A 19,180-nucleotide genomic window follows, 5' to 3' on the forward strand; every position below is an offset into this window, starting at 1 on the left:
ACCGTGAGTACAGCGTTTTTCCGGAAAGAAAAGAATATGGAAAATTAAACTTCCATCAACTCTTTTTCTTTAACAGCTAGAACTTCGTCTACGTTCTTAACCGCAGCGTCAGTTAGCTTTTGAATTTCGTCTTGTGCTTTACGATCTTCATCTTCAGAGATTTCTTTATCTTTAAGAAGTGCTTTTAGATCGCCATTCGCGTCACGACGGATGTTACGGATAGCAACACGGCCACCTTCAGCTTCGCCACGAACGATTTTAACTAGGTCTTTACGACGCTCTTCCGTTAGCGGTGGAAGTGGAACACGGATAACCGTACCAGCAGACATAGGGTTTAGGCCTAGGTCAGATGTCAGGATTGCTTTTTCAACTAGAGGAGTCAGTGTTTTATCAAACACTGTAATAGCTAGTGTACGTGCATCTTCAGCGATAACGTTAGCTACTTGAGTCAAAGGCGTTGGAGCACCGTAGTACTCAACAGTAAGACCAGAAAGTAGGCTCGGGTGCGCACGGCCTGTACGAATCTTTTGCAGGCTGTTTTTTAGTGCATCAACACTTTTTACCATGCGCTCTTGAGCGTCTTTTTTGATTTCGTTAATCACAATTTCACCTTGATTATGTTCTTTCTTCAAGAAAGCTTTTTATTTGGAGTGATAAGGATAAGCTTACCAAGGTACAACACCTCAGTAAGCCCGAAAAATTAGTCAGCGTCGCTGATTAATGTACCTTCAGTTTCACCCATAACCACGCGACGTAGTGCGCCTGGTTTATTCATGTTAAATACACGGATTGGCATTTTGTGATCACGTGCTAGCGTAAATGCAGCCAAGTCCATTACTTTAAGTTCTTTATCAAGAACCGTGTTGTAAGACAACGTATCATACAACTCTGCGTCTGGGTTTGCTACTGGGTCAGCAGTAAATACACCATCTACTTTTGTCGCTTTTAGAACTACGTCAGCTTCGATTTCGATACCACGTAGACATGCAGCAGAATCCGTAGTGAAGAATGGGTTACCCGTACCAGCAGAGAAGATCACAACGCGACCTTGACGTAGTTGGCTGATTGCGTCTGCCCAGTTGTAATCGTCACACACGCCTTTTAGAGGAATTGCAGACATTACACGTGCGTTTACGTAAGCACGGTGCAGCGCGTCACGCATAGCAAGGCCGTTCATTACTGTTGCAAGCATACCCATGTGGTCACCAACAACGCGGTTCATGCCAGCTTCAGCAAGACCAGCACCACGGAACAAGTTACCGCCACCGATAACAACACCAACTTGAACGCCTAGTTCAACCAATTCTTTTACTTCTTGAGCCATACGATCAAGGATCGTTGGGTCAATACCAAAACCTTCTTCGCCTTGTAGCGCTTCACCGCTAAGTTTTAACAGAATACGTTGATACACTGGTTTAGGGTTCGTAGTCATGGAGTTTACCTTCCAAAGAGTTGATGATTAACAGTCATGGATAAAAACTGAGTAAGTCAGTTTGCATTCATAACCACTAACGTTGCCTTCAAAAATAGTTCACTATTCATAAAAAGACCGCAGCATTTGCCACGGTCTTTTTTCAAACAATACGCTAAGGATTAACCTTTTTGTACCGCTGCAACTTCGTCAGCGAAGCTCATTTCAGCAGCTTTCTCGATACCTTCACCAACTTCTAGACGTACGAAGTTAGATACTGCAGCGCCTTTTTCTTTAAGGATTTCGCCAACAGTTTTCTTAGGTTCCATGATGAAAGCTTGACCAGTTAGAGAGATTTCGCCCGTGAATTTCTTCATACGGCCGATAACCATTTTCTCAGCGATCTCTTGAGGCTTGCCTTCGTTCATAGCGATTTCAACTTGAACTTCTTTCTCTTTAGCAACTACGTCTGCTGGTACGTCTTCTGGGTTAACAAACTCAGGACGAGAAGCAGCAACGTGCATAGCAACGTGCTTAAGAGTTTCAGCTTCGCCTTCACCAGCTACAACAACACCGATTTTCTCACCGTGACGGTAAGAAGCTAGTGCAGCACCTTCAACGTAAGCTACGCGACGGATGTTGATGTTTTCGCCGATTTTAGCAACTAGAGCAACGCGAGTTTCTTCGAACTGTGCTTGTAGCTCTTCTACAGAAGCTTTAGAAGCTACTGCTGCAGCTGCAACTTCTTCTGCAAACGCAGTGAAGCTAGCATCTTTTGCTACGAAGTCAGTTTGGCAGTTAACTTCAAGAAGAACAGCTACACCGTTCTCTTCTTTGATGATGATTGCGCCTTCAGCAGCAACGTTACCAGCTTTCTTAGCTGCTTTCGCTGCGCCAGATTTACGCATGTTTTCAATTGCTAGTTCGATGTCAGCGTTTGCTTCTACAAGCGCTTTCTTACATTCCATCATGCCAGCGCCAGTGCGCTCGCGAAGTTCTTTAACTAGAGCAGCAGTTACAGTTGCCATTCTCTATTCCTCGGTTGATTCGAAAATAAGGTAAAAATCAGGGGCCAAAATGAGGCCCCCGATCTAACTATAACTTAGCTTACATTTAATAAAGATTTCAAAATCTATATTAGCTAAGCCAAGCGTGATTCAGAGCCGCTATTATTCAGCTTCTACAAAACCATCTTTTTCAGCAGCTACAGCAGCAACGTCTTTGTTACGACCTTCTTTAACCGCGTCTGCAGCAGCGTTTAGGTAAAGCTGTACTGCACGGATTGCATCGTCGTTACCTGGGATAACGAAGTCAACGCCGTCTGGGTTAGAGTTAGTATCAACTACAGCGTAAACTGGGATACCTAGGTTGTTTGCTTCTTTAACTGCGATGTGTTCGTGATCAGCATCGATTACGAATAGAGCGTCTGGTAGGCCGCCCATGTTCTTGATACCACCAAGAGACTTCTCTAGCTTCTCCATTTCACGAGTGCGCATTAGAGCTTCTTTCTTAGTTAGCTTGTCGAAAGTACCGTCTTGAGCTTGCGCTTCAAGTTCTTTCAGACGCTTGATAGACTGACGAACAGTTTTGTAGTTCGTTAGCATACCGCCTAACCAGCGGTTGTTAACGTAGAACTGGTTGCTGTTTACAGCAGCTTCTTTAACAGCTTCAGATGCAGCGCGCTTAGTACCAACGAAAAGAACTTTACCTTTCTTCTCACCAACTTTAGCGATTTCTGCTAGAGCTTCGTTGAACATTGGTACAGTTTTTTCTAGGTTGATGATATGTACTTTGTTACGAGCACCAAAGATGAATGGCTTCATTTTTGGGTTCCAGTAACGAGTTTGGTGACCGAAGTGAACACCAGCTTTAAGCATATCGCGCATTGATACAGTTGCCATTTTAAAATCCTCTATGGGGTTAGGCCTCCACATCCCCCATGAATCCGACCCCTAACAACTAACCACTTTTCAGCCGTTATCTGTGTTGTTGAGGCACCCCGGAACATGTGTCGGAATGTGTGTGATTTAAAGAAATAAGTTAGTGGACATAAAGCTTGTTTCGCCAATTGGAGAAAACAGTCCTGATGTCCGGCGCGCTTTATACCATATTTTGTCTATCTATGGCTAGAAAAAATTCTAAAAATGGCGACTGCTATACTGATCTCTAAAGGTAAATTTTCTCTATAAAATAGTGTCTATATCAAGCAGGTTCTGCATCTGTTAACCGAACATTATTTAATCACGTTAACAGTATCCTCCAGTATTGTACGGACATGGTAATGTTGCGCTAAATTGCTGCACTGATAGAATAACCCCAATATGCACACTTAGGTGCTACCAAATTAAGAGATATGCAATGGCTGTAAAAATTAAAACTGCTGAAGAAATTGAAAAAATGCGCGTCGCCGGCAAGCTGGCCGCTGACATTATTGAGATGATCGAACCTCACATCCAAGTGGGTACCACGACGGAAGAGCTCAATACGCTTTGTCATGAGTACGCTCTAGAAAGAGGTGCATACTCTGCGCCACTCGATTACCACGGTTTCCCTAAGTCTATCTGTACGTCTATCAATCATATTGTGTGTCACGGCATTCCCGCGTCACAAGACGAGACGGGTAGCACAGGTCAATTCAAACCTGCGGTACTCAAAGATGGCGACATTCTGAACGTTGATATCACAGTTATCATCCCTGATGACGCAAATGCCGATCTTAGTACTCGCCCTCAAGGCTACCACGGTGACACCTCTAAGATGTTCCTAGTGGGTGAGGTTTCACCTGCAAACAAGCGTCTGTGCATGGTTGCTCAAGAAGCACTTTACGAAGGCATGCGCCAAGTTAAGCCAGGTGTTCAACTTGGTCAAATCGGTACTGCTATCGAGAAGTACATCAAAACAAACAACAAGAACAACCCACGCGCTAAGTTCTCTATTGTTAAAGATTACTGTGGTCACGGCATTGGTTCTGAATTCCACGAAGATCCACAAGTAGTTCACTACAAGAACAGCGATCGCACCGTGCTAAAAGCAGGCATGTGCTTCACTATCGAGCCAATGATCAACGCGGGTAAGTTTGGCTGTCGTCTTGATGACGAAGATAGCTGGACAGTATACACAGCAGACAGCAAGAACTCGGCTCAATGGGAGCACACTCTGGTTGTAACTGATACTGGTTGTGAAGTACTAACACTGCGCAGCGATGATACAATCCCACGTATCATGAAGAACGCTTAGTTCACCGAACTGAGCGCATCAGCCTTTTAAAAATATCCTCGCATTGTCGAGGATATTTTTTATCCACTCAATTTCGATTTTCCATCAGCTTCTGTTAAATTGTTTACTATTCTCATTTGCTTGCACGGATAGCAGACTATGCCTTATCAATGCCCTCTTACGTTCAATGACGAACAAATTGAAATCTGCGAATTAAAAAATCAGCTCGAGATCTTCACGCAGTATCAAAAAAATGAATTTCTGAACCACCATCCCGTCACCGATTTGGTTCTACTGCGCTCCGAATACATGGATTTACTTCTCAATCGTTTGTGGGAAAATTTCGGATTCAACAAACTGCCTCATATTTCACTTGTCGCAGTGGGTGGTTATGGTCGTGGCGAACTGCATCCTTTGTCTGACATTGATATTCTCATTGTCTCGCAAAAAACACTACCACTAGCTCTTGGTGAAAAGGTCAGTCAATTCATTACTCTACTTTGGGATTTAAAGCTCGAAGTTGGCCATGCTGTGCGAACTATTACTGAGTGTCTCGATATCGGCACCGATGATTTAACCGTCGCGACCAACCTACAAGAGTCGCGATTGTTATGTGGTAGTGAAGACACTTTCCAAGAACTAAAACTGAAGATTCATTCCGATTCATTTTGGCCAAGTGAGACGTTTTACAAAGCCAAGATTCAAGAACAGAGAGAGCGTCATGCTCGCTACCACGACACCACCTATAATTTAGAACCGGACATCAAATCGACTCCGGGAGGGCTCAGAGACATCCATACCCTGAGCTGGGTTGCGCGTCGCCACTTCGGCGCAACCTCTTTGTTAGAGATGAGCAAATACGGCTTTCTGACCGATGCTGAATATCGTGAGCTCGTTGAGTGCCAAGATTTTTTATGGCGTGTTCGCTTTGCATTGCATATTGAACTGCGCCGTTACGACAACCGTTTAACGTTCGCGCATCAAGCTCAAGTCGCTGAACATCTGGGTTATACGGGTGAAGGAAACCGTGGTGTTGAGATGATGATGAAAGAGTTCTACCGAACCCTTCGTCGTGTTGCTGAACTGAATAAGATGCTGCTTAAGCTGTTCGATCAAGCGATCATCAATGGCGGTCAAACCCAAGACGCTGAAATTCTCGATAGTGATTTCCAACGTCGAGGTTCGTTGATCGAAGCGCGCAAGCCTGCCCTATTCCAAGCAAGACCAGAAACCATTCTCGATATGTTCATCCATATCGCCAATGACTCGACTATCGAAGGGGTAAGTCCACCAACATTGCGACAACTGCGTACGGCACGCCGTCGATTGAACCGATTCCTGCATACCATTCCTGAAGCTCGTGACAAGTTCATGGATCTAGTTCGCCACCCTAACGCCCTGCACAAAGCCTTTAGCTTAATGCACAAATTGGGCGTGCTCTCTGCGTACTTACCGCAGTGGAGCCAGATCGTTGGTCAGATGCAGTTTGACCTATTCCATGTTTACACCGTGGATGAGCACAGTATCCGCCTGCTCAAGCACATCAACCGCTTTGGTCAAATCGAAAACCACGATAAGCACCCTATCTGCTGTGAAGTCTATCCTCGAGTACAGAAGAAAGAGTTGCTGATCCTTGCCGCTATCTTCCATGACATCGGCAAAGGCCGCGGCGGAGACCACTCTGAGATAGGTGCGGTTGAGGCTTACTCTTTCTGTATTGAACACGGGCTATCGAAGCCTGAAGCCAAACAAGTCGCGTGGTTGGTACAAAATCACCTATTGATGTCAGTAACGGCTCAACGTCGTGATATCTACGACCCAGATGTGATCACCGAATTCGCCAAAAAAGTGCGTGATGAAGAATCACTCGAGCTACTGGTTTGTTTAACCGTTGCCGATATCTGTGCGACTAACCCCGAGCTATGGAACAGTTGGAAACGAACCCTGTTAGCTGAGCTGTTCCACTCAACGCAGCGAGCACTGCGCCGCGGCTTGGAAAACCCTGTCGATGTCAGAGACCGTATTCGTCACAACCAACAAATGGCATCAGCACTGCTGCGTAAAGAAGGCTTCACCGCTCGTGAGATTGAAGTGTTGTGGCAACGCTTTAAGGCCGATTATTTCTTGCGTCACACACATAAACAAATCGCTTGGCACTGTGAGCACTTACTTCGCCTAGAAGACCCAAGCCAACCGTTAGTGCTGATCAGTAAGAAAGCGACGCGCGGTGGCACAGAAGTGTTCGTTTATTGTAAAGACCAAGCAGCACTGTTTGCGACCGTGGTTGCCGAACTCGACAGACGTAACTTTAACGTTCATGACGCGCAGGTCATGGTTAGCAAAGATGGTCATGTTTTGGATACCTTTATCGTACTAGACCAGCACGGCGAAGCGATTGATGAAGCAAGACACAAAGCCGTTGCTAAACATCTGACTCATGTATTGACTGATGGCCGCCCGACTAAGATTAAGACGCGTCGCACGCCACGTAACTTGCAACACTTTAAGGTCAAAACCTTAGTTGAGTTCCTACCAACCAAGAGCAAGAAACGTACCTTGATGGAGTTAAGAGCTCTTGATACGCCGGGGTTATTGGCTCAAGTCGGTGCAACCTTTGCGGAGCTAGACATCAACTTGCACGGTGCCAAAATCACCACCATAGGTGAGCGAGCAGAGGATCTGTTTATTCTGACCAGTGAAGCGGGAGGAAGGCTGTCTGAAGAACAAGAACAGGCACTAAGAGAACGATTAACCGAGCACGTTTCTGAACTCGCACCTTAGAAAGCGAATTCAGTCTAAAAACAGGTTTAATAACCAAATAAGTGTGGGCAAAGATAGAGAGCGATCTTGCCCACAACTTACAATCAATTCACAGATATCAACTATCTAGCTCGTCGTTAGGCTGCTACATTGATCAAGTCAATTACATAAAAGTATTACATTCATAACCTAGAGGTCGCTTATGTATCCAAACCTCACTGGCTTAGGTATCCACGAACCTAAACAGATTGAACGTTACTCCCTTCGCCAAGAAGCGCACAAAGATATCCTGAAGATTTACTTTCGTAAGCAGAAAGGGGAACTGTTCGCGAAAAGCGTTAAATTTAAGTACCCACGACAAGTAAAAAGTGTGCTTGTTAGCGGTGGCAATAATCAATACAAAGAAGTGACAGAGATTAACCGCAACCTCACTCTTGTGATTGATGAACTCAACAAAATCACCAAACCGACGCCAACGGCTGAGGTGGATGTGAAGCAGAAGATCCTTACCGACTTACGCCATCTAGAGAAAGTGGTATCAAGCAAAATCGCTGAGATCGAAGCTGATCTAGAAAAGCTAAAATGATCCCGCGACTAACTATTACTGTTAACTAACCAACATTAGTTATGCCGTTAAGGTTATACAGATACAAAAAGGGCTGATATCACTATCAGCCCTTTGTTTTTTATTCTATTTTCTCTATTCACTTAGACTGGAGATTGCCTAAACACGCGAGACTTACTTAGACAAGCAAGTTTGAGCATCGATTAAGTTAGTATCCCACTCAAAGGTTTCAAACAACCTTAGCCAAGTTTCATCAAGGTTGGCCTTCATCACCAACTCTTCTTTTGTGAAAGGATGGATAAAGCGAAGCTCAGAAGCGTGCAACAACAAACGATGCGAATCTAAATCATCACGGAACAGTCGATTGTGCTTACCATCACCATGTGAAGTATCACCGACAATCGGATGTCTTAGATGAGCCATGTGACGACGCAGCTGATGTTTGCGACCTGTCTTTGGCATCATCTCAACCAAGCAGTAGCGGCTCGTAGGAAAGCGTCCTGTTGAATATGGCACTTCTACTTTTGCTAGCGGTTCATAGACTGTCACTGCCTCTTGCGCTTCTTTGTCTTCTTTCGCGAACTTATCTGCGATCTTATCCAGCTCAACCTTAAGTGCATAATCGAGCGTATCGCCCTCTTCTATCCAACCACGGACAATCGCATGATAGGTTTTTTGCATCTCATGATTAGCGAACATTGGCATCACCTGTGAAGCAACCTCACTCGACAACGCAAACACCAACACACCCGATGTCGGTCTGTCTAAGCGGTGTAATGGAAATACATGCTGACCAATTTGATCGCGCAATGTCTGCATAACAAATTGCGTTTCGTGTTTATCCAACCATGAACGATGCACTAGCATGCCAGCGGGCTTATTCACCGCGACAAAGTACTCATCTTGATAAATGATCTCTAACATTACGCACATACCTCATCAATGCTCTGAATTGTCACTAGCAGTTCGACTTTGTCTGCCTCATTTTTCCACACTTCACCAAAATAAGGATGGATAGCAAAGCCTTTCGGTAGGCTCATTTGGGCATCCATCATTGCGTTGATCTTAACGATAAAGATCCACTGCAACCACTCTTCCGGTTGTAACGAATCAATCCCGAAAGGTTCAACGCTCGCCAGAGCTTCATCCGAAGGCGGAAGCGTGCTCCATAGCGAACATTGGCGCATTTGTTCTTCTAATTGTTGAAGTAAAAGAGGTAACTTTGTGGCTGCTGTCATTTTTCACCAAGTTATTTATCTAGTGACCTTGAAATTGGGGCATAGAGTACCATCTATTTAGGAAAGAAAGTTAGGAGCTTTATTACTATGGAAACGATTCACACGCTCACTCAGTTACTAAAGAATAGCGGTTGCCAGTACGATATCTACGACCTAGGTCGCCGTATTCAGAAGATCGACAACACCTTATTCTCTGATGTTGAGCAAGGGAAACAGCCGTACCCATTTCCACTTCAGAAACAAGCTCACTTAGCGATTAGTTACTGGAACGAACACAAGCAACCTTGGATCTGGTTCCTAAAATTCAAACTGGACGAAAGAGGCCTATTACATCAAGGTGATGTCGGCAATTTCCTTAAGTTTGTTATCGAAGCGATGGGCACACGTTTGAACGGTGAGATCAGCGAAGAGCAACAACAAAAGCTGTCAAACAACCCATATACCTTCAAGCCTTCAGAAGACAAAATGGCCGTGTTCCATAGCCAAGTAAGAGCAGGTTTAGACCTTGCAACGAGCCAATACTATGAACACGCTCAACACTACTTCACAGGCGATCTAGGCTGGGACAACTGGAAAACCGTTGGCCTACAAGGCATCACTGATATGTGTGCTCGTTTAGGCAGCCAACAAAATGGTGTCGCGATTCGCAAAGCATTGAATAAGCTGCCTTCAGAACCTCTATACGCGACTCTCGGGGCGCTTGAGCATACGCAAATCAATGACAAGCTCGCTCAACGCTTACAAGAAATGGCAGAGAATGAGATTAACAGTCAAGAGCCAGATCTGTTCTTACTGTCAGCACTGGTACGTGCCCTTTCTGGCGCAGAGCAAAGCACAACCAACGCCGTAATTAACCAAGTTCTGGCTAGCCCGCGCTTAAGCCACCAAGAAGTATTGATTGGTTTGGCTGGTCGCAGCTGGCACGCACTGCAAGATCCTGCGATTGCTGAGCAGTTCTTGCTGCGTCTCGCACAAACGGGCAACCAAAACTTGTTCAATCAGTTATTTGCAGATTTAGTGATGATTCCGACACTGAGAATGGTATTTTTACCATTATTGAACTCGAACCCATCACCAGAACTCGCCAATGCACTTGTAGAATTACAACAAGCGGCTAAGTCGCAATAGATACCAGACAGAACAGCTCAGTAGCTCATAACAAAAAGCTCAAATCACGAACGGAATAGAGAGATAAAAGGAAGTATGGATTAAATGATAGATAACTTATTGGCTATTTTGATGCTGTGCTTCTTTTGCTTTCTGTTTTGGCAACAGCGCAGGCAATCCGAGCTTGCGAAAGCTGCCATTGCGAGAAAATGTAAAGAGCTCGACTTACAGCTATTAAGTGTTGCCTTTAGTGGTCATAAACTTAAGATGCGCCATGAGCTCACCACCATTTGGCGCTGGCACACCGTGTATCAATTTGAGTTTTCAGCGTTAGGTGATGACCTGTACCAAGGGAAACTGACCATGGTGGGCTTCCGTTCTATGCGGTTTGAGCTACAGCCTCATAGAATGTAACGTCGCAATACGCGGTATAACTATATTCATGATAAGGGCCAAACTGATCTTGTTTGGTCTCTTTAAATGCAAAGCCTAACTTTTCAAGTAACTTAATTGATGGGTTATGACCAACATTAACGGTCGCGACAACATTCGTTAGGTGTTCTTCAAAACAAACCAAACTAAAGAAAGGTTTTAGCACTTCACTAGCAAGGCCTTGATTCCAAAACTCCTTGTCCAGAATAAATCCCAGTTCATGCTTCCCTTCTTCAGACGAAACAAACAAATGCCCGAGGTATTCGCGGGTTTGGTTGTGGATAATGGCTCGGCAAAAACCAACGTTGTCGTTCAGTATTTCTTGAAATAGGTGTTTTGCAGAGGCAATAGAATGCGGCCCGTTCATTTCAGCACGATTGATGGGGCAGCAATTCAACTTGATAAAGTCATGTTCTAACTGCTCGGTATAAGGTACCAACAGCGTTCTTGAGGTTGCTATCGTCATAAAACACTCCTTGTGTTGACCATTAGCAGAAAAGCAGATGTCGCGTGCTTAGATAAAAGCTCCTGAATTAAAGAGAGCCCCTAGATAGAGAAAAAGCCTTAGGAAAAGAAAAGCCCCGACACCGAAGTGTCAGGGCTAGGGTCTTACTCGCAGCAGTCCGGCTACTAATTAATGCTCCATGCATCATCCATAATAGTGGCTGTAATCCTTCAGCTCTTTCCTTTACTTCGCCGTCCTAGCGGTGTCCAATCATCCTGAAAGCTAACAATCCTAGTTAGCGCACATCACTTGTTCCGTGAGCGGTGTCCTTTACATCGTCCTGATGCTAATCCAACCCTTTAATCCTAAAGGTGTCCATTGTCATTCCGTTGCAGCTAACTTCCTGTTAACTGACTGTATCCCTACAATGTCCTTACGCTCCATGCTTGATCACTCAATCCTAAGTAACCAAATCTTCATCCTGAAGATAACCAAATCCTTGGTGCTTTCCTGTTCCGTGTCAGAATCCTTCCAACAAGGTTTAATTTACGCGATTTAGGATTTCGGACAATAGATTTGCATCACATTTTGAATTCAAGAAAGTTGTTAATTATATAAAACAATTAAAATTCAACACCTTAACCATGTGCACATCAATCTCTCTAGCGATGTATTCGTGTTATCTCACAACCTTTGTAAGAGATCTCTCACAAGCCATGGGCGGTTTTATGATTCGCTATCATTCACCAGAGCGAGTAAAATGACTAAAGACTAAAAATGGAGATCAACATGCTGACAAAAGATGTTTCTGAAGAGTTGAAATCAGTGCTTGAAGGACTGCAAGCGCAAGGGAAAGAGCCGACAGTTGCTTTAGTTAAGGCTCGTATGAGCACATCCGTTCCGATGCCCGCTTTAATCACGACCATCAAGAGCTGGAAAAGCGCAAATCGTGTTCCTAAAGTTGAAGTCGCGACACAAGAAGAGCCAGCACTTGATCGTGTTAGCCAACTGGAAAAGCAAATCCTTGAACTCACTGCTCGCGTTGCCATGCTTGAAGCTAAACTAACTGATCAATAAGGCAACTGAGCAATAAGTTGACCGATAAATAAGCTAACAGAGAAATAGAACACTATGAAGATATGGGTTGATGCGGACGCTTGTCCAAAGGTTATCCGAGAAACAATCGTACGCGCAGCTGAGCGCACAGGGGTTGAATGTACCTTTGTGGCAAACCATCTGGTTCCCGTTCCTAAACGCAATAACATTCACTCAATTCAAGTGCCAAGCGGGTTTGATATTGCTGATGATGAAATCGTAAAGCGCACTGAACCCGGCGATCTTGTGATTACATCCGATATCCCTCTGGCTGACGAAGTGATCACTAAAGGTGGGCAAGCACTCAGCTCTCGTGGTGAGCTTTACACCAAAGAGACCATTAAAGCGCGTCTGAACATTCGTGACTTTATGGATACCATGCGCTCAAGTGGCATCCAAACGGGTGGACCAAGTGCCCTTTCTCAAACCGACCGTCGTGAGTTTGCCAACCACTTAGATAGAATTCTAGCCAAACGCTAGCTGGCTCATCCGAGCTTAACCTAGTTCTATCTCTCCATAAAAAATCAAAAAACCTGCAAACAATGCAGGTTTTTTTAATATCAATTAGAAGAAGGTTTCCCCTACTCTACAACTAAGGCGTGTAGTACGTTGCTGCACCTGGACCTACTGGTAGACCAAATACAAATACCCATAGGTAGAACAAGATGCTCCAACCGAACATGAATACCATTGAGTAAGGCAACATGGTCGCGATCAGTGTACCGATACCTAGGTTCTTCATGTAGCGAGTTGCTACGGCAAGGATAAGACCGAAGTAGCTCATCATTGGTGTAATGATGTTCGTTGTTGAATCACCGATACGGTAAGCCGCTTGAATCGTTTCAGGTGCGTAGCCTACTAGCATTAGCATTGGAACGAAGATTGGCGCTGTTACTGCCCATTGTGCAGAAGCTGAACCGATCATCAGGTTAATGAAGCCACACATTAGGATGAATGCGAAGAACAACATTGGACCCGTTAGGCCGATATCCTGAAGGAATGTTGCGCCGCCTACAGCAACCACTTGACCAAAGTTAGTCCACTTAAAGAAAGCAACAAACTGTGCAGCAAAGAATACAAGAACAATGTACATGCCCATTGAAGACATAGACGTTGCCATTGCATTAATCACATCACGGTCATTCTTCATTGAACCAGTAACTTTGCCGTAAACAAAACCAGGAATAGCAAAGAATACAAAGATAAACGCGACGATACTTTTCAGGAATGGAGAACCTGAAATCGTACCTGCCTCTGAACGCAGAACACCGTCAGCAGGAACCACAGTCCAAGCTAAAAGTGCACTCACGATTAATACAGCAACACCCGCTAGCTTAAGGCCTTTCTTCTCAATAGCAGTAAGTTTACCCATAGAGTCATTTGAAAGATCTTCAGATGCGTCTTCATCGTTGTATTTACCTAACTTAGGTTCAACAATCTTCTCTGTTACCAATGCACCGGCAATCGAGATAAAGAAGGTCGAAACAAACATGAAGTACCAGTTCGATTCAGGACCAACAGAGTAAGATGGATCAAGCATTTGTGCCGCTGTTTCTGTGATACCAGAAAGCAGTGGATCAACCGTACCGATAAGTAGGTTTGCAGAATAACCACCAGATACACCAGCAAATGCTGCCGCTAGACCTGCTAATGGGTGACGACCCAATGAGTGGAAAAGCATTGCTGCAAGAGGGATAAGTACTACGTAACCTAGCTCTGAAGCCGTGTTAGAGATAATACCTGCAAATACCACGGTTACAGTAACCATGCGCTGAGATGCGCCCATTACCATGCCGCGCATTGCCGCAGATAATAGACCTGAGTGTTCAGCAATCGCAACACCTAGCATCGCAACAAGCACGGTACCAAGTGGCGCAAAGCCAACAAAGTTCTTAACTAGATTAGTTACGATGAGCTGTAAGCCTTCAGCATTAAGCAAGCTTACAACGTGGATCATGCCATCAGCAGCACGACCGCTAGCACCTTCTGGGCGAGGATCCATTACAGATACTTCGAAGTAACCAGCAATTCCTGAAGAAACTAGGATTGCGACACAGAAGATTGCGAAAAGAGTGATTGGGTGGGGTAAAAGGTTCCCCAAATATTCAACGCCATCGAGAAAGCGGGTAAAAATAGGTTTCTTTGGCGAGTTGTTTTTTATTGAAGCTGATGAACTCATCAGTTCCCTCCTTGTAGTGATTCCTGTGCAATTGTGACAAAAATGTTCAAATTGCCAGCGCAGAGTACGCGACAAAATTATCAATTAGAAATTCAAAATGTTACAAAATGTGTAACAAACGACGGCTTTTAACTCTATTTGAACAATTAATTAGCAAATAAATCTATATTAAATACAAAAGATAGATTTATAATTCACAAACAAGCATTCACTACAAATATGACTGACAATATAACTCATTGATTCACATGAAAATAAAACACACCATACTCTAAAGGAAGATTCTATATTGGCCAAGGTTCCGCTCGAAGGAAAAGAAAAACAGGCAAATGAATGAAGTTTGACTTTCCCCTCGTTTTTACACACGCGTCACATCATATTGACGGTTATTTTTGAACCGCTTTAAATCTTGGATTGGATTTGCAGATCACATAATGACGCCCTCTGCGCTTAACGATCTGGCAATCTGGGTGACGGCTTTTCGCACTTTTAAGTGATTTAACAACTTTCATTATTTAGCTCCCTTACCTAATTGACCAAAGCGACGAGTAAAGTTAGCAACACGTCCCTCTTTATGAAGCACTCTCTGTTTACCCGTATAGAAAGGATGCGATTTTGCAGATACTTCAATCGTGAAATAAGGGTAAGTATTGCCATCTTCCCATTCGATAGTGCGGTCTGTTTTCAGCGTAGAACCTATTAAGAAGTACTCATCAACGCTGGTGTCATGGAACACCACTGTGCGGTAGTCAGGGTGGATATTCGGTTTCATTGTATTTCCCTAAACAATTAAATTGATATGTTATAACATCCCAAATGATAATTATTATCAAAAGAAAAACAAGTGATTTTATGATATTTTTCCGTCTTAACTGAAACCAGAGAACACCTTGCTATGTACACCATTGAACCTGTTGGCTTTATTGAGTCTCCTTATAAAGAGAAGTTCGCGGTACCAAGACAGCCTAGGTTAGTACCCACTTCTACCTCAAGAGTCAGGCTGGTTGACGCAGCAAACTGTCTTGAGTCTGTTCGTGATATTGAGCAATTTAGCCATGTGTGGTTGTTGTTTTTGTTCGATAAGAACCTTGAAGCGGGCTGGAAACCAACAGTGAGACCACCTCGCCTTGGCGGGAATGAACGTATTGGTGTATTCGCGTCACGTGCCACATTCAGACCAAATGGAATTGGCATGTCTGCGGTTGAACTAAAAGGTGTGTCTCAAGAGAAAGGACAGACTTGGTTGGATCTCGGCAGCGTCGACTTAGTAGACGGTACACCGATCATCGACATCAAGCCTTATATCCCCTATTCAGATTCGATTCCGGATGCATTGGGAGGGTTTGCCGCCGATGAACCAGAAGTGCTCGACGTTAACTTTTCGCAGCAAGCGCAAAGTAAGCTCGCAAGCCATCCACAAGCGCGCCATATCATTCAGGTGATCAAAGAAGTATTAGGCCAAGATCCTCGCCCTGCCTATAAGAAAGGTAAGCCTGACAACAAGGAATATGCGGTAAATTTGTTCAATCTTAACGTGAAATTCGTGGTTGAAACGCTTTTCATCAATGTAACTGACATTGAACGCTTTTGAGATCCCAAATAGGCTGATATTATATGCGGCTATATCAGATTTGCTGTGGTTACGAACGACAGCAAGTTTTCTTTTATCAATGATGAAACGGATACCATAGAATGCGTACCAGTAACTACCTTCTTTCTACTCTGAAAGAGACTCCAAACGACGCAGAAGTTATCAGCCACCAGCTGATGCTACGTGCAGGTATGATCCGTAAGCTAGCTTCAGGTTTATATACTTGGCTACCTACTGGTCTACGTGTGCTGCGTAAAGTCGAAAATATCGTTCGCCAAGAGATCGATAATGCAGGTGCCGTTGAAATCTTGATGCCCGTAGTTCAACCGTTTGAGCTTTGGGAAGAGACTGGCCGTTCTGAAAAGATGGGCCCTGAGCTACTTCGTTTCACAGACCGTCACTCTCGTCCTTTCGTTCTTAGCCCAACAGCTGAAGAAGTAGTGACGAGCCTAGTACGTAACGAGATCAGCTCTTACAAACAGCTACCTCTAAACCTGTACCAAATCCAGACTAAATTCCGTGATGAACGCCGCCCTCGTTTTGGCGTAATGCGTGCACGTGAATTCTCTATGATGGATGCGTACAGCTTTGATATCGACAAAGAAGGCTTAGAAAAGTCTTACCAAGCGATGCACGATGCTTACTGTAAAGCATTCGACCGCATGGGCCTTGAGTACCGTCCAGTATTGGCAGACTCTGGCGCAATCGGCGGCAGCGGCTCTCAAGAGTTCCACGTTCTTGCCGAAAGCGGCGAAGACCTAATCGCATTCTCTTCTGAGTCTGATTACGCAGCGAACATCGAGAAAGCAGAAGCACTAGCTCCTACTGAAGACGTTGCAGCGCCTACTCAAGAGATGGAACTGGTTGATACGCCAAACGCAAAAACAATCGCAGAGCTTGTAGAGCAGCACGGTCTAGCAATCGAGAAGACCGTTAAGACTCTATTCGTTAAAGCTTCTGATGAAGTAGATGCAGACATCATTGCACTAATCATCCGTGGTGATCACGAGCTTAACGAAGTGAAAGCAGAGAATCTTCCACAAATTGCTTCTCCACTCGAGATGGCTTCTGAAGAAGAAATCCGTGCACTTGTTGGTGCAGGTCCTGGTTCACTAGGTCCTGTTGGCCTAGAGCTACCATTCATCGTTGACCGCTCTGTAGCTGTAATGAGTGACTTCGGCGCTGGCGCAAACGTAGACGGTAAGCACTACTTCGGCATCAACTGGGGTCGTGACGTTGAGCTTGCTCAAGTTGAAGACCTACGTAACGTTATTGAAGGCGACCTAAGCCCATGTGGTCAAGGTACTATCCAGCTTAAGCGCGGTATCGAAGTTGGTCACATATTCCAACTAGGTAACACTTACTCTAAAGCAATGAACTGTAACGTGCTTGGTCCAGATGGTAAGAGCGTAATCCTAGAAATGGGTTGTTACGGTATCGGTGTTTCTCGTGTTGTTGCATCGGCTATCGAGCAAAACCACGATAAATTCGGTATCACTTGGCCAGACGCACTAGCACCATTCCAAGTTGCTATCGTACCAATGAACATGCACAAATCTGAGCGTGTTAAAGAAGCCGCTGAGAAGCTATACGCTGAATTAACGGCTATGGGTATCGAAGTTTTATTCGATGACCGTAAAGAGCGCCCAGGTGTTATGTTTAAAGATATCGAGCTAGTGGGTATCCCTCACACTATCGTTATCGGCGATCGCAGCATGGACGAAGGTAACTTCGAATACAAAAACCGTCGTACTGGTGATAAAGAAGTTATCGCAATGGACACGGTTATCGAGCACCTTAAAGCTCAACTAGCTTAGTAATTAAGTAACTGAATAAGTCTGTATTGACTAAATAATTGGTTACTCGCTAGATAAACATTGAAAGGCTGCCATTAGGTGGCCTTTTTTGTGCCTGTCGTTTCTCTTCAAACTCCCTTCTATTTATCAGTAGAGTAAATAACGTAAGTTAATCCCCTGTTCATCTTTAAATCCGTATATTGGTGTCATCAACTTTTTGGACATGCTCACCATTGGAGGTATCGATGGATATCAAAAGCTTACTGAACCAAGCACTTAAATCAGATCTCGTTAAACAAGGCACTCAGAAACTTTCACAAGGGTCTTCAAGTTTAAGTGGCCTAACTCAAGGCAGCAATGGCAAGAGTATCAACAAAAGCACGCTCGGAGCCTTCGGTGCAGGCGCAGTTGGCGGCGGACTCTTAGGTGCATTAATGGGCTCGAAGAAAACCAAGAAAATGGGTAAGAAAGCCGCTGGTATTGGTGGCGCAGCGGCACTGGGTGCACTCGCTTACAAGGTCTATAACGATTACCAGTCTAAACAAGGCCAAACACCGAATGCCGAACAAGCTCAATTTGATGAGAGCGACTCAAACCATAGTGTGCTGATTCTAAGATCTATGATTGCTGCGTCCAAAGCCGATGGTCATGTCGATGAGGAGGAGATGGCCAAGATCGAGCAAGCGGTCGAAAATATGGGCGCGGACTATCAACTGACTAAACTGGTCTCTGAAGAGCTGCACAAGCCACTCGACCCAAGTGAGATTGCTCAGCTCGCAACTTCACCTCAACAAGCGAGTGAGATCTACTTAGCCTCTTTGATTGTGGCTGACGAGCAGAACTTTATGGAGAAGGCCTACCTCAAAGAGTTAGCTAAGCAACTCAACCTTGCAGATGAAGTTACTTATCAACTTGAACAGCAGATTTCTGGTTAAGCGGTCAATATTAGGCTAACCAATAAATATCATGCTAAGCCGCAAATACACGCTAAGTAGCAGACTAGCAAAGTGATACGCTGAGCATTAACAGAATGAGATATTGAGCAAGAACAAACTAACTCTGAACTTAATCAGATCCACTTTGTTTTTGCTTATCTCTATGTGTATATTGAGATCAGTTATCATTTGGTTAGGTATAAAAATGAAAGTATACGATTGTTGTGATTTGGTGCGTGAACTGTATTCTCAAATTGGCAGTGGCGACCAAGGCTATATCCCTAAAGCGATCACCTGCGCGGTAAAAACATTGAATGACCTTGCTGCCGATGAGTCTCTTCCTAAAGAAGCACGTGATCGCGCTGCATTTGCCGCAGCCAATCTGCTGATCTCAGATTTCGAGGACTAAT

The 19,180-nt window shown here is 44.4% G+C and carries 21 protein-coding genes; 11 read left to right on the top strand and 10 right to left on the bottom strand.

The window, feature by feature from the left end; all coding sequences use genetic code 11:
- Window positions 1–44: 44 nt before the first annotated feature.
- The 4 genes from frr to rpsB form a co-directional block, all read right to left on the bottom strand.
- Window positions 45–602 (bottom strand): ribosome recycling factor, encoded by a 558-nt coding sequence (gene frr, locus AB4585_RS06650; RefSeq protein ID WP_017060741.1) that lies wholly within the window; start codon window positions 600–602, stop codon window positions 45–47.
- 98 nt (window positions 603–700) lie between these two features.
- Window positions 701–1,432 carry a UMP kinase gene (pyrH, locus tag AB4585_RS06655; protein ID WP_017063362.1) on the bottom strand — a complete coding sequence of 244 codons (732 nt, stop codon included), beginning with the start codon at window positions 1,430–1,432 and terminating at the stop codon, window positions 701–703.
- Window positions 1,433–1,593: 161 nt separating this feature from the next.
- A complete protein-coding gene (tsf, locus tag AB4585_RS06660) occupies window positions 1,594–2,439 on the bottom strand; it encodes a translation elongation factor Ts (protein ID WP_017063361.1) in 846 nt (281 codons plus the stop codon).
- A 141-nt stretch (window positions 2,440–2,580) separates the two neighbouring features.
- Window positions 2,581–3,312 carry a 30S ribosomal protein S2 gene (rpsB, locus tag AB4585_RS06665; protein ID WP_032546326.1) on the bottom strand — a complete coding sequence of 244 codons (732 nt, stop codon included), beginning with the start codon at window positions 3,310–3,312 and terminating at the stop codon, window positions 2,581–2,583.
- Between the two features lie 457 nt (window positions 3,313–3,769).
- On the opposite strand from rpsB, the gene map reads away from it, so the two are divergent.
- From map to AB4585_RS06680, 3 genes are all read left to right on the top strand, one after another.
- Window positions 3,770–4,648 carry a type I methionyl aminopeptidase gene (gene map / locus AB4585_RS06670; RefSeq protein ID WP_017060743.1) on the top strand — a complete coding sequence of 293 codons (879 nt, stop codon included), beginning with the start codon at window positions 3,770–3,772 and terminating at the stop codon, window positions 4,646–4,648.
- A 138-nt stretch (window positions 4,649–4,786) separates the two neighbouring features.
- A complete protein-coding gene (gene glnD / locus AB4585_RS06675) occupies window positions 4,787–7,408 on the top strand; it encodes a bifunctional uridylyltransferase/uridylyl-removing protein GlnD (protein ID WP_372169445.1) in 2,622 nt (873 codons plus the stop codon).
- A gap of 181 nt (window positions 7,409–7,589) precedes the next feature.
- Window positions 7,590–7,973, top strand: a complete 384-nt coding sequence (locus tag AB4585_RS06680; protein WP_004734354.1) for a DUF3461 family protein — start codon at window positions 7,590–7,592, stop codon at window positions 7,971–7,973.
- Between the two features lie 153 nt (window positions 7,974–8,126).
- On the opposite strand, the gene truC is transcribed toward AB4585_RS06680, so the two are convergent.
- Together truC and AB4585_RS06690 are read right to left on the bottom strand one after the other, a co-directional pair.
- Entirely contained in the window at window positions 8,127–8,876 is a 750-nt protein-coding gene (gene truC / locus AB4585_RS06685; protein WP_017060745.1) for a tRNA pseudouridine(65) synthase TruC, read from the bottom strand.
- Complete coding sequence (locus AB4585_RS06690; RefSeq protein ID WP_017063358.1) at window positions 8,876–9,190, bottom strand: YqcC family protein; 315 nt, start codon at window positions 9,188–9,190, stop codon at window positions 8,876–8,878. Before AB4585_RS06690 ends, truC begins: the two co-directional genes overlap by 1 nt.
- Window positions 9,191–9,277: 87 nt before the next feature.
- Here AB4585_RS06690 and AB4585_RS06695 point away from each other — a divergent pair, with 87 nt between their 5' ends.
- Both AB4585_RS06695 and AB4585_RS06700 read left to right on the top strand, forming a co-directional pair.
- Window positions 9,278–10,318: a DUF3549 family protein gene (locus AB4585_RS06695; protein ID WP_017060747.1), complete on the top strand. Its 1,041-nt coding sequence runs from the start codon at window positions 9,278–9,280 to the stop codon at window positions 10,316–10,318.
- Window positions 10,319–10,402: 84 nt separating this feature from the next.
- Window positions 10,403–10,711, top strand: a complete 309-nt coding sequence (locus tag AB4585_RS06700) for a DUF3301 domain-containing protein (RefSeq protein ID WP_017060748.1) — start codon at window positions 10,403–10,405, stop codon at window positions 10,709–10,711.
- Here AB4585_RS06700 and AB4585_RS06705 read toward each other — a convergent pair.
- The gene (locus AB4585_RS06705) at window positions 10,677–11,195 is read right to left on the bottom strand and encodes a GNAT family N-acetyltransferase (RefSeq protein WP_017060749.1); all 519 of its coding nucleotides are present in this window, start codon (window positions 11,193–11,195) and stop codon (window positions 10,677–10,679) included. The two genes, AB4585_RS06700 and AB4585_RS06705, sit on opposite strands and share 35 nt — an antisense overlap.
- A 768-nt stretch (window positions 11,196–11,963) precedes the next feature.
- Between AB4585_RS06705 and AB4585_RS06710 the strand changes: the two genes are divergently transcribed.
- On the top strand, window positions 11,964–12,251 hold the full coding sequence (locus AB4585_RS06710; protein ID WP_017069390.1) for a hypothetical protein: 288 nt from the start codon (window positions 11,964–11,966) through the stop codon (window positions 12,249–12,251).
- Between the two features lie 54 nt (window positions 12,252–12,305).
- Entirely contained in the window at window positions 12,306–12,749 is a 444-nt protein-coding gene (locus AB4585_RS06715) for a YaiI/YqxD family protein (protein WP_017063355.1), read from the top strand.
- Window positions 12,750–12,861: 112 nt separating this feature from the next.
- Here AB4585_RS06715 and AB4585_RS06720 read toward each other — a convergent pair whose 3' ends face one another.
- The 3 genes from AB4585_RS06720 to AB4585_RS06730 form a co-directional block, all read right to left on the bottom strand.
- Window positions 12,862–14,448, bottom strand: coding sequence for an AbgT family transporter (locus tag AB4585_RS06720; RefSeq protein WP_029225911.1), 1,587 nt, complete (start codon window positions 14,446–14,448; stop codon window positions 12,862–12,864).
- 386 nt (window positions 14,449–14,834) lie between these two features.
- Window positions 14,835–14,960 (bottom strand): type B 50S ribosomal protein L36, encoded by a 126-nt coding sequence (ykgO, locus tag AB4585_RS06725; RefSeq protein WP_010436457.1) that lies wholly within the window; start codon window positions 14,958–14,960, stop codon window positions 14,835–14,837.
- The gene (locus tag AB4585_RS06730) at window positions 14,960–15,220 is read right to left on the bottom strand and encodes a type B 50S ribosomal protein L31 (protein ID WP_054541634.1); all 261 of its coding nucleotides are present in this window, start codon (window positions 15,218–15,220) and stop codon (window positions 14,960–14,962) included. The genes ykgO and AB4585_RS06730 overlap by 1 nt, the downstream gene beginning before the upstream one ends.
- 123 nt (window positions 15,221–15,343) lie before the next feature.
- Here AB4585_RS06730 and tsaA point away from each other — a divergent pair, with 123 nt between their 5' ends.
- From tsaA to AB4585_RS06750, 4 genes are all read left to right on the top strand, one after another.
- Complete coding sequence (gene tsaA, locus AB4585_RS06735; RefSeq protein ID WP_017063354.1) at window positions 15,344–16,039, top strand: tRNA (N6-threonylcarbamoyladenosine(37)-N6)-methyltransferase TrmO; 696 nt, start codon at window positions 15,344–15,346, stop codon at window positions 16,037–16,039.
- A 101-nt stretch (window positions 16,040–16,140) separates the two neighbouring features.
- Entirely contained in the window at window positions 16,141–17,856 is a 1,716-nt protein-coding gene (locus tag AB4585_RS06740) for a proline--tRNA ligase (RefSeq protein ID WP_102503515.1), read from the top strand.
- 224 nt (window positions 17,857–18,080) lie between these two features.
- Window positions 18,081–18,770 carry a tellurite resistance TerB family protein gene (locus AB4585_RS06745; RefSeq protein WP_108092863.1) on the top strand — a complete coding sequence of 230 codons (690 nt, stop codon included), beginning with the start codon at window positions 18,081–18,083 and terminating at the stop codon, window positions 18,768–18,770.
- Window positions 18,771–18,975: 205 nt separating this feature from the next.
- Window positions 18,976–19,179 carry a YaeP family protein gene (locus AB4585_RS06750; protein ID WP_009847436.1) on the top strand — a complete coding sequence of 68 codons (204 nt, stop codon included), beginning with the start codon at window positions 18,976–18,978 and terminating at the stop codon, window positions 19,177–19,179.
- The last annotated feature ends 1 nt before the right edge of the window (window position 19,180 follow it).

Origin of the sequence: Vibrio sp. 10N.222.49.C9, assembly GCF_041474985.1 — a bacterium.
Classification (GTDB): Bacteria; Pseudomonadota; Gammaproteobacteria; order Enterobacterales; family Vibrionaceae; genus Vibrio; species Vibrio crassostreae_C.

Excerpts from the sequence above, each read along its gene's own strand:
- pyrH (WP_017063362.1), bottom strand. The coding sequence starts at position 1,432 with ATGACTACGAACCCTAAACCAGTGTATCAACGTATTCTGTTAAAACTT.
- tsf (WP_017063361.1), bottom strand. The coding sequence starts at position 2,439 with ATGGCAACTGTAACTGCTGCTCTAGTTAAAGAACTTCGCGAGCGCACT.
- rpsB (WP_032546326.1), bottom strand. The coding sequence starts at position 3,312 with ATGGCAACTGTATCAATGCGCGATATGCTTAAAGCTGGTGTTCACTTC.
- map (WP_017060743.1), top strand. The coding sequence starts at position 3,770 with ATGGCTGTAAAAATTAAAACTGCTGAAGAAATTGAAAAAATGCGCGTC.
- glnD (WP_372169445.1), top strand. The coding sequence starts at position 4,787 with ATGCCTTATCAATGCCCTCTTACGTTCAATGACGAACAAATTGAAATC.
- AB4585_RS06680 (WP_004734354.1), top strand. The coding sequence starts at position 7,590 with ATGTATCCAAACCTCACTGGCTTAGGTATCCACGAACCTAAACAGATT.
- truC (WP_017060745.1), bottom strand. The coding sequence starts at position 8,876 with ATGTTAGAGATCATTTATCAAGATGAGTACTTTGTCGCGGTGAATAAG.
- AB4585_RS06690 (WP_017063358.1), bottom strand. The coding sequence starts at position 9,190 with ATGACAGCAGCCACAAAGTTACCTCTTTTACTTCAACAATTAGAAGAA.
- AB4585_RS06695 (WP_017060747.1), top strand. The coding sequence starts at position 9,278 with ATGGAAACGATTCACACGCTCACTCAGTTACTAAAGAATAGCGGTTGC.
- AB4585_RS06700 (WP_017060748.1), top strand. The coding sequence starts at position 10,403 with ATGATAGATAACTTATTGGCTATTTTGATGCTGTGCTTCTTTTGCTTT.
- AB4585_RS06705 (WP_017060749.1), bottom strand. The coding sequence starts at position 11,195 with ATGACGATAGCAACCTCAAGAACGCTGTTGGTACCTTATACCGAGCAG.
- AB4585_RS06710 (WP_017069390.1), top strand. The coding sequence starts at position 11,964 with ATGCTGACAAAAGATGTTTCTGAAGAGTTGAAATCAGTGCTTGAAGGA.
- AB4585_RS06715 (WP_017063355.1), top strand. The coding sequence starts at position 12,306 with ATGAAGATATGGGTTGATGCGGACGCTTGTCCAAAGGTTATCCGAGAA.
- AB4585_RS06720 (WP_029225911.1), bottom strand. The coding sequence starts at position 14,448 with ATGAGTTCATCAGCTTCAATAAAAAACAACTCGCCAAAGAAACCTATT.
- ykgO (WP_010436457.1), bottom strand. The coding sequence starts at position 14,960 with ATGAAAGTTGTTAAATCACTTAAAAGTGCGAAAAGCCGTCACCCAGAT.
- AB4585_RS06730 (WP_054541634.1), bottom strand. The coding sequence starts at position 15,220 with ATGAAACCGAATATCCACCCTGACTACCGCACAGTGGTGTTCCATGAC.
- tsaA (WP_017063354.1), top strand. The coding sequence starts at position 15,344 with ATGTACACCATTGAACCTGTTGGCTTTATTGAGTCTCCTTATAAAGAG.
- AB4585_RS06740 (WP_102503515.1), top strand. The coding sequence starts at position 16,141 with ATGCGTACCAGTAACTACCTTCTTTCTACTCTGAAAGAGACTCCAAAC.
- AB4585_RS06745 (WP_108092863.1), top strand. The coding sequence starts at position 18,081 with ATGGATATCAAAAGCTTACTGAACCAAGCACTTAAATCAGATCTCGTT.
- AB4585_RS06750 (WP_009847436.1), top strand. The coding sequence starts at position 18,976 with ATGAAAGTATACGATTGTTGTGATTTGGTGCGTGAACTGTATTCTCAA.